Here is a 5,452-nt window from a genome sequence, read left to right as displayed (position 1 = left end):
ACTATCCTAAAAAATGCTTGAACTACAAGTCACCCAGAGAAGACTTCTGGATGGCTAACTTGAACTTGAAATTCGCCTTTTAAGTCTATCTCTATCAACTTTTCTTGATTTTGTTCCTTTCACTTGATGGTTTAGCTCTCCTGTTTTCTCTTTTAGCTTTAACCAGCCATAAATGGTATTACGTGAGATTTGGAAAACGTGTGATGCTTCTGTTATACTACCTGTTCGCTCACAATAGGCGAGAACTTTTTTACGAAAATCTATTGAATATGCCATAAGAATATTATACCACATTATGTACTATTTTGGGTTCATTTTACTATAAAACCAATTTCTAATACTCAATGAAAATCAAAGAGCAAACTAGGAAACTAACCGCAGGCTGTACTTGAGTACGGCAAGGTGACGTTGACGCGGTTTGAATTTGATTTTTGAAGAGTATAACAATGTTTTAGAAACCAGAATGTAGCATTCTAACTTCAATTCGATATACAAAATAAAAAGGACGTTATTCTATCCAAAAATAGAACAATGTCCTTTCAAGTAGATTATTATTAATCAAAATATTCTAAGGTTTTATTTGCTTAAGAGTTTTAATATCATAGGTTACTAAATCCCCATTCTTATTATAAAATTGAACACCTTCTGAAGAAAAAATAAGGTATTTAGAATCAATTTGAGCAATTTGTGCTATTTTATTTATATGTTCTTTTAAAGTAGCCTTATCTAATCCATAATCTGGTATATCATCATAATCATCTTTCTTATTTTCTTCTACTTTAGGTTTGTCTTTTTCACCCGAAGGATTGTTGATAGTCGCATCTGCCTCATTTTGAGGTGTATTATCCTTTGGTTGTTCATCGACTTTACCTGAATCATCTTCTTTCTTTGTTTCCGATTTCTTATCTGAAGAAATTAGATGTGAATCAGAAGAAGCATTTGCCGTTTCTTTTTCTTCATTTCTTTTAGCTATCAACTCTTGAGCTTGTTTCCACTCTTTCTCTGATAAGTCAGACTGAGTGATACTTCTAAACGAGCCACCGCTAGCTTTTGGAATACTGAAAGATTTATCTGCCCAAATATAGGTTCCCTTTGCCAATACATCCTGAGGATCAAAAATATATCCATCAGGCGTTGCAAACTTGCCTTCTTTAAGTGCTTTCTGAACTTCTTCCGCAGAATGGATAATTTGCCAGTTCTGCATTCCAGGACGTTTTTCAAGAGGAGTTACATTAGCAATAACAGATCCAGCATCATCATGACCTGGTTTTGACCAAACTTCAGGACGCACATCAGGATGTTGCATTACATATTTTATAGTTGCTATTTGCTCACTATTTAACCAAGAATATGGTACGACATGAATGTGATCGATATGTGGAATAATGAAGGAACTTCCAGTATCATATGTAGTATTCGCTGCATGCATAGGCAAGCTAGATACATCCACAGCTAATTTTGGTTTAACTTCTGTTTCTACAATATCGTAACGATAATTATCTTTATCTTTAAGCATTAGTTCCTGCTCAGAAAAAGCTATTTGAGTAAGATCAAGTTCTTCACGTGAATAAAAATAATCTTTACCACCTTCATTAATTATATAACCAACTTTACCATTTCTAGAAACTTTACTAGTTACTTTTTTATAATCAAACTTTGGTCTTTCCTCCTCATCTGAGTGTACTGAAGAAATGACGGAATCTGGATTTTTACCAGTTTCTTGAATCCATTTGGCAACTTCATCCAATTCGAATTGTTCTAATTCACCATATCCCATATAATGGAAATGATCTCCGTGTTTGGCAATAACACCTGATTTATCAACAGAATCGATTGAATCTTTGGTAAATATATATCCATCGCTCGTATCATAAGGTTTACCATCTAAACCTTTTCCATAAGCTTTGATTGGTTGTCCTAAGAACTTATGAACTACTTCTTTTGATGCTAAAGGTTTAATATCTGTAACAATTTCGTTTAATCCATTTTGCCCTTTTAACGGAATCATTCGTGCAATCTTCTGCTCTAAATCAGACATTTGTGAATAAGGAATAAAGTGATAATGGTCTCCGTGAGGCACTGCAACACCGTTAGCTGTACGTTCGATAATCTGTGCTGGATCAAAGACTAGACCATCCGATTCCACATGGCGTTCTAACAAAGGTTTGGCATACAATTCACGTAAGAGTGTTGGAATGTCTTCCCCGTGGTCTTGATGATAAGTTGGAGTAACAGTTAGATTTGGAGTTTCTGATAAACCTGATTGAGCTGGATTTGGATTGTTACTACTTGATGTACTTGAACTTGTAGCAGAATGTGAGCCCTGTTTACCATTCCAATAAGCTTGAGCAGCAGCCAATTCTCCTGCAGACAAATCACTCTTAGGGATATAGTGGAAATGATTGCCGTGCGGTACAACAAAAGCGTCTCCTGTATCTTCAATCACATCTGTCGGACTAAAGACATACCCATCATCCGTTGTATAGGCGCCTCCAGTTCCTCGATTTGGTGCCTGCGTATTGAGATTAAAGTTTGGTTTAATGGTTGAACTTGGTTTATCTGTACTGCTTGGTTTCGTATTGTCAGAATGACTTTGAATTGGCTGACCTCCAATTGGTAGATTTCGAGCCAATTTTTCTTCCAAAGCAGACATTTGCGAATAAGGAATGAAATGGAAATGATCCCCGTGAGGCACTGCCACACCATTTGCTGTACGTTTTGTAATCTGTGCTGGGTCAAATACTAATCCATCAGACTCCACATGACGTTGGCTGAGTGGCAAGGCGTACAATTCTTGAAGGAGACTATCCAAGTCCTCATTTTGACTTTCAGGAGCTGTTGCAGGATTTTGAGGGGTCTCAGCTTGACTCGTTCTGACACTAGATCTTGTTTCAACTCTGCTTGAACGATATTCAACCGTACTTAATTGGCCACCTTTTCCAGATAAGAAGGCTTGGGCAGCAGCTAACTCACTGGCAGACAAATCACTCTTAGGGATATAGTGGAAGTGATTACCATGAGGAACGATATAAGCATCACCTGTATCTTCGATGATATCAGATGCATTAAAGATATACCCATCATCCGTTGTATAACGTCCTTGGGCTCTGGCAGCAACTACCGCCTGATCGTTAGAACTGCCTCCATGATTATGACTGTGTTCCTGCTTCTGACGTTTAATCTCTTCTTTTGTCCGAATATTGTCCGCATGAGCCGCATCTTTAAGGTAAACATAGTATTTCCCGTCTACCTTAATCACATAGCCACCTTTGATTTCATTGACAATGTCTGAATCCTTCAACTGATAATTCGGATCTTTCATGAGGAGTTCTTCACTGATAATAGCGTCATAAGGAACCTTGCCATTATAGTAATGATAATGGTCTCCATGAGAGGTCACATAACCTTGATCCGTAATCTTGATAACAATTTGTTCTGCGTTGATTCCTTCTCTTTTACTGACTTCATCTGGTGTCAAATTTTCTGCCTTTTGACCAGCCTGATCACCATCTATATAAGCAACTCGATTAGAATCTTTCTTAACTTGACCAGCTTGGTAACGACCAAGTTCATAGGAACAAACACTTAAGGCAAGAACTGCCACTGAACCTGCTACATATTTTTTATTGATTTTCATTCTTTCCTCACTTTAATTCTTCTGCTAGAACACTCATATTTTCTTCCAGATTTTCTAAATAGGTCTTGTCATTTTGCGGGTCAGCCTCTAAAGGATTCAGAGTTTTAAGACCCACACCTGTTGATTTGACAAGAGTTTCAGCTACTTTTGAAGAAGCGTTACTTTCTGTAAAAATCGTTTTAACCTTATAGGTTTTAACAAATTCCTGAATTTCTGTAAGTTGTCGTGGACTTGGTTCTTGTTCAGGAGAGATACCTGCAATACCCAATTGATTAAGTCCGAATCGCTTAGCAAGATAAGAAAAGGCTGTATGTTGTGTTACAAAGGTTTTCTGACTCGCTTTTTCAAATTTAGGCTGGAATTTCTTAGTCAATTCTTGAGCTTTTTTGATAAAGGCTTGCGCATTTTTCTGGTAAGTTTCTTTATGCTCATTATCCACCTCTGAAAGTTTATCAGCGATAATCTGAGCTTCTTCGCCAGCTTTTTCAGGATCTAGCCAAGTGTGAGGGTCATAGAGCGTTTTTTCATCAACTCCATCCCCTGCTTCCACATCTTCTAGCCCTGGGACGCGGTCTAAAGTCATTCCCTCAGAAGCCTCTAAAACCTTCACTTTAGATTTTTTTAGATTGGGATCTAAACTTCCTGCCCAAGATTCGAGCGTATGAGAATGGTAAACAAAGACATCTGCATCATAGATGGCCGCGATGTCATTTGCTGAAGGTTCAAAGGAGTGAATCCCACTACTTGACTGAATCATTCGAACATCATTCAAGTCGCCAGATACTTCCTTGACCATAGCGTAGATAGGATAGAAACTGGTCACAATTTTCATCCCTTTCCCTGTATGGCTTTCCTTTTGACCACAAGCCCCTAAACACAAAAGAAAGACACTTAACAATACTAAAAATAAACTTTGTTTCTTCATGGATAACCCCTTAACTATTTAATTAACTGGTAAATATTCTACTCCTAAAAATTTAATCTGTCAAGCTATTTTTAGAAAAAAATTGAAATTTCTTTCACATATAAAAATCTGCTGAGTTTCAACAACTCAACAGATTCTCACTTTATATACTCAATGAAAATCAAAGAGCAAATTAGGAAGCTAGCCGCAGGTCGCTCAAAACACTGTTTTGAGGTTGTAGATGAAACTGACGAAGTCAGCTCAAAACATGTTTTTTATACTTAACAAAAATCAAAAATTGACGTATAATAGATATATGACACAAGCAACATTTACTACCAATGACAAAAACATTCTCACAAAAGCTCTCAAAGATAAGAAAAATCTGCGCTTTCATAAACGAATTCAGTGTGTGATATTTCGGATAGACGGCTTAAGTTATCGTAAAATCGCCGAGTTAACAGGTCTTTCTCCTCAAACAGCTTCCAATCAAGTTCAGCGTTACCAAGAACAAGGACTAGCTGGACTCTTAACAGACAAGCGTGGTGGGAGCTTCCGTTATTACATGACTCATGATGAAGAGATTCATTTTCTTGCAGAGCAGTTCAAGAAGGCTAGCCAAGGTGACCTGTTAACAATTGCCTCTCTTCATGAAGCCTATCAGTCCAAAATCGGTAAGAAATCGACTAGAGAGGGATTTTACGCCCTTCTCAAGCGACATGGTTGGCGAAAAGTTATCCCAAGACCAGAACATCCACAAAAAGCAGACGCTCAAGCAATTGTGACGTCTAAAAATAAAATCCTTGTACGAGAGCACATGCAAACGATTGCCTAATAAAAGAGTTCGACTACTCTACCAAGATGAGGCAGGATTTGGACGAATCAGTAAACCAAGTGCCTGCTGGGCTCCT

General features: G+C 37.6%; 2 protein-coding genes and 2 pseudogenes. 1 reads left to right on the top strand and 3 read right to left on the bottom strand.

The window, feature by feature from the left end; all coding sequences use genetic code 11:
• Positions 1-63: 63 nt before the first annotated feature.
• From FGQ53_RS10980 to adcAII, 3 genes and pseudogenes are all read right to left on the bottom strand, one after another.
• Positions 64-276 (bottom strand): annotated as a pseudogene (locus tag FGQ53_RS10980) (IS630 transposase-related protein); the annotation flags it as partial.
• 733 nt (positions 277-1,009) lie between these two features.
• A pseudogene (locus tag FGQ53_RS10975) lies at positions 1,010-3,637 on the bottom strand (pneumococcal-type histidine triad protein); the annotation flags it as partial.
• Positions 3,638-3,644: 7 nt separating this feature from the next.
• Positions 3,645-4,562, bottom strand: a complete 918-nt coding sequence (gene adcAII, locus FGQ53_RS10970) for a zinc-binding lipoprotein AdcAII (protein ID WP_138338772.1) — start codon at positions 4,560-4,562, stop codon at positions 3,645-3,647.
• 295 nt (positions 4,563-4,857) lie between these two features.
• Here adcAII and FGQ53_RS10960 point away from each other — a divergent pair, with 295 nt between their 5' ends.
• Positions 4,858-5,376, top strand: a complete 519-nt coding sequence (locus FGQ53_RS10960; protein WP_171019145.1) for a helix-turn-helix domain-containing protein — start codon at positions 4,858-4,860, stop codon at positions 5,374-5,376.
• Positions 5,377-5,452: the final 76 nt, after the last annotated feature.

This window comes from Streptococcus mitis (assembly GCF_005844455.1).
GTDB lineage: Bacteria > Bacillota > Bacilli > Lactobacillales > Streptococcaceae > Streptococcus > Streptococcus mitis_BF.
The sequence above is the reverse complement of the archived record's forward strand: the minus strand, read 5'-3'. Positions and strand labels throughout refer to the sequence as shown.

Coding starts and splice junctions, on each gene's coding strand:
- adcAII (WP_138338772.1), bottom strand. CDS start 4,562: ATGAAGAAACAAAGTTTATTTTTAGTATTGTTAAGTGTCTTTCTTTTG.
- FGQ53_RS10960 (WP_171019145.1), top strand. CDS start 4,858: ATGACACAAGCAACATTTACTACCAATGACAAAAACATTCTCACAAAA.